The 3742-nt window shown below is 63.8% G+C and carries 3 protein-coding genes; all 3 read right to left on the bottom strand.

The features are described from left to right. On the bottom strand, positions 1 to 2259 hold a 2259-nt coding region (locus ACTJJX_RS34865; protein ID WP_033999512.1), incomplete at its 3' end, for a PqiB family protein. Next, on the bottom strand, positions 2252 to 2872 hold the full coding sequence (locus tag ACTJJX_RS34860) for a paraquat-inducible protein A (RefSeq protein ID WP_003107436.1): 621 nt from the start codon (positions 2870 to 2872) through the stop codon (positions 2252 to 2254). The genes ACTJJX_RS34865 and ACTJJX_RS34860, both read right to left, overlap by 8 nt. Further along, positions 2859 to 3566 carry a paraquat-inducible protein A gene (locus tag ACTJJX_RS34855; protein WP_023187661.1) on the bottom strand — a complete coding sequence of 236 codons (708 nt, stop codon included), beginning with the start codon at positions 3564 to 3566 and terminating at the stop codon, positions 2859 to 2861. Before ACTJJX_RS34855 ends, ACTJJX_RS34860 begins: the two co-directional genes overlap by 14 nt. Between the last annotated feature and the right edge of the window lie 176 nt (positions 3567 to 3742).

The following is a 3742-nucleotide window of genomic DNA, read 5'->3' as shown; positions in this document are numbered from 1 at the left end:
CCATTCGTCATTGGCCGAATCGAACAGGGCGAAGGTCTGCCCCGGCTTGGCGGGCTCGCCCATCTGCGCATTGTTCGGGGTGGCGAAGGCAATGCCGCCCTCCATCAGCGCCTCCATCGACTCGGTGCGTAGCGACAGGCCCTTGAACAGGCTGGCGTCGACGCCGAAGCCGCTGGCATTCCAGAAACGGCTGCCGGTACGCACCAGCGGTACGTAGCGCGGTTCGATGAGGATGCTGATCAGCACCCGGTCGGCCTGTTCGCCCAAGGCCAGGTCGACGACCTTGCCCACCGGGATCTGCCGGTAGGTCACCAGGTTGCCCGGCTTGATCGAGCCCTTGCGCGGCGCACTGAGGGTCAGCCGCAGGCCGTTTTCCCGACCCAGCAGGTTGGGTGCTTCGGCGAGAGTCTGGAAGCGTGCCTGGCGCTCGCCCGGCGTGCTCGACGGCAGCGCCTCGATATAGGGGCCGCTGACCAGGGTTCCGAGGTTCTCGGTACGCAGCAGGCCGAGCGCCGGACGCACCACCCAGAAGCGGGTTCCGCTGCGGGCGACGCGCTCGCCGGCGGAAGTCAGGCGGGCCTTCATCAGTACCCCGGAGAGGTCCGGGTTCAGCTCGACGCTTTCGATCTTGCCGATGTCCAGGCCCTTGAAGCGGATCGGCGTGCCTTCGCGCAGGCCGTCGGCATTGTCGATGCTCAGCTGGATTTCCACGCCACGGGCCATCGCCGCCTCCTCGCTGTCGAAGAGGGTGAAGCGACGCACCTTGGTCACGGTCGGCGCCTTCGGATCGAGGGTGTCGAAGGAAATCCCGCCGGTGATCAGGGTCTGCAGCGACTCGCTCTTCACCTGCACGCCGCTGAGGTTGCCGGTCAGGGTGATCCCGCTGGAGTTCCAGAAGCGCGTCGAGGTATTCACCAGGTGCGCGTACTCCGGCTCGATGTGCACACCCACCACCACTCGCTGGCGGTCGCGCGACAGCTGGTAGCTCTGCACGCTGCCGACGCGGACCTGGCGGTAGAGGATCGGCGCGCCGATATCGATCGAGCCGAGCTTGTCGCTGGTCAGCACCAGGTGCAGGCCGGGCGCGTCGGTGTTCAGCGGCGGCGCTTTCGGGCGGATGGTGAACTCGCGACTCGGCGCGCCGCTCTTGGCGAAGCGCACGTCGATATAGTTACCTTTCACCAGAGCCTCGAGGCCGGTGATGCCGGCCAGGGAGATGCTTGGCTTGACGGTCCAGAATTCGGTGCCTTCCAGCAGCATGTCCTCGACCCGCGGATCCATCGCCAGGTCGGCAGTGGCGCTGCTGTAGTCCTTGCCCATGTCGATCGACTTGACCAGGCCGACCTGCACGCCGTTGAACATCACCGGGGTGCGGCCCGGATCGATACCACTGACGTCGTTCATCTTCAGCTTCACGCGCAGACCGGCCTGGGCCGCGTCGTAGTCGTCGTACAGGCGGAACGGCTTGCTCGGATCGGTCGGCGGGCTGTCGGTGCGGTTCTCCGGGGTAGAGAAGGCGATACCGCCGGCGACCAGGGTCAGCAGCGACTCGCTGTGCACCTTGAAGCCGGACAGGCCGCCGGAAATGGAGATGCCGCTGGCGTTCCAGAATCGCGTGTGCTTGCGCACCAGGTCGGCGTAGGCCGGCTCGATGTGCACCTTGATCTCGATGGTCCTCTGGTCATCGCCCAGCTGGAAGCTCTTCACCTGGCCGACCTGGATCTGCCGGTAGAACACCGGGCTGCCCTGCTCCAGGGAGCCCAGGCGATCGGCCTTGAGGGTCAGGTGCAGGCCGGGCAGCTTGTCGGAAAGGGGTGGCGGCTCCTTCAACGCGGTGAAGTAGCGTTCTTCCTTCTCGCCCTTCACCGGATCGACCGCGATGTAGACGCCGGAGACCAGGGTTTCCAGGCCGGTGACGCCCGCCAGGGAAACCCGCGGCTTGACCAGCCAGAAGCGGGTGTCCTTGCTCAGATATTCCTGGGCTTCCTTCTTGATCTCGATGGTCGCGACCACGCCCTTGATGTCCTTGCTGACATGCAGGTCGGTCACCTTGCCCACCGAGATGCCCTTGTACAGCACCTCGGTCTTGTTGGCCTGGATCCCGTCGCCGCTCTCGAAGCGAACCTGGATGTCCACGCCGGCCTGGTCGAAGGCACGCCACGCCAGCCAGGCACCGATGGCCAGGGCTACCAGCGGCAGCACCCAGATCGCCGACCAGTTCGAGGTCTTGTGTTTCTTCGGACTTGGCAGATCACTCATTCTCGTCATCCAGATTGGTGTTGTCCCAGATCAGCCGGGGGTCGAACGTCACAGCGGCGAGCATGGTGAGCACCACCACGCTGGCGAAGGCGGCGGCGCCGAGGTTGGCCTCGATGCTCGCCAGGTTGCCGAAATTCACCAGCGCCACGAGGATGGCGATGACGAAGATATCGAGCATCGACCAGCGCCCGATCCATTCGATGAAGCGATACATCAGGATACGCTGGCGGGCCGACATCGGCTGGTGCCGCTGTACCGAATAGAGCAGCAGGGCGATGCCCACCAGCTTGAAAGTAGGAACCAGGATACTGGCGACGAACACCACCATGGCGATGGGGAACATGTCGGCATGCACCAGTTCGACCACGCCCTCCATGATGGTGGCGGGCATTCCGCTGCCGAAGAGGTTGACCGTCATGATCGGCAACAGGTTGGCGGGTATGTAGAGGATCGCCGCGGTGATCAGCAACGCCCAGGTGCGCGTGAGGCTGTTTGGGCGCCGGGCGTGCAGCACCGCACCGCAGCGGCTGCAACGCGGATGCTCGTCCCCGTCGGCGCGATTCAACTGGTGGCACTCGCCGCACACCAGGATTCCGGCATCAAGCGCGCGCATCGTCGTCCTCGCCGCCCAGCGCTTCCCATACCTGGTGCGGCGACATGGTGACCTCCAGCCAGACCTGGGTGAACAGCAGCGCCACGAAACAGGCCAGGCCGATGCCCAGGCTGAGGTCGGCCATGTCGATCAGCTTGACGATGGAAACCAGGATACCCATGAGGTAGACCTCGAGCATCCCCCACTCGCGCAGATGGTGATAGCCGCGGTAGAGCAGCATGCCGATGTGACGGGCGATACCGAAACGCACGCTGATCATCACCAGCAACTGGCAGAGCAACTTGACCAACGGGATCACCATGCTGCACAGGAATACCAGGATGGCGACGCCCTGCATGCCACTGTCGTAAAGACCGAGCACTCCCGTCCAGACCGTATCGCTGCGGGTCTGGCCGAGCAGGCTGAGATTCATGATCGGCAGGAAATTGGCTGGGATATAGAGAAATAGCGCCGTCAGAACCAGCGCGAAGCAACGGCGTTTCCATTGATGGCGATGCGCGGCCAACTCGAAACCGCAGCGCGGACAATTGGCTTTCTCGCCCGGTCCCAGGGGTTCCCGGCGCATCAACAGATCACACTCATGGCAAGCAACCAGTTCTTCCAGGGGAAGATCCTGCAGGCCACGGACATCGGTATCGGACATGAATGAGCTCGGCTGGATTTGTCGGCTATTGTAGACGAGCGCACAGTGCAAATCGCGTCTCCCATGCCCTCGGAAGTACGCCGCCCGGCAGCTCTCGAAGTTTTTCGATTACCGTCCGCAGCGCTGCTGGCTTGCCACTTTTCCGCGCGCAAAAGCAAAACCCCTGGTCATCGCTGACCAGGGGTTTTGGGATAGGAGCTTGACGATGACCTACTCTCACATGGGGA

Origin of the sequence: Pseudomonas sp. 22490 (assembly GCF_052044465.1) — a bacterium.
GTDB classification, from domain to species: domain Bacteria; phylum Pseudomonadota; class Gammaproteobacteria; order Pseudomonadales; family Pseudomonadaceae; genus Pseudomonas; species Pseudomonas aeruginosa.
Note: the sequence above shows the minus strand (reverse complement) of the source record. Positions and strands in the feature narration are given on the sequence as shown.

Coding starts and splice junctions, on each gene's coding strand:
- ACTJJX_RS34860 (WP_003107436.1), bottom strand. CDS start 2,872: ATGCGCGCGCTTGATGCCGGAATCCTGGTGTGCGGCGAGTGCCACCAG.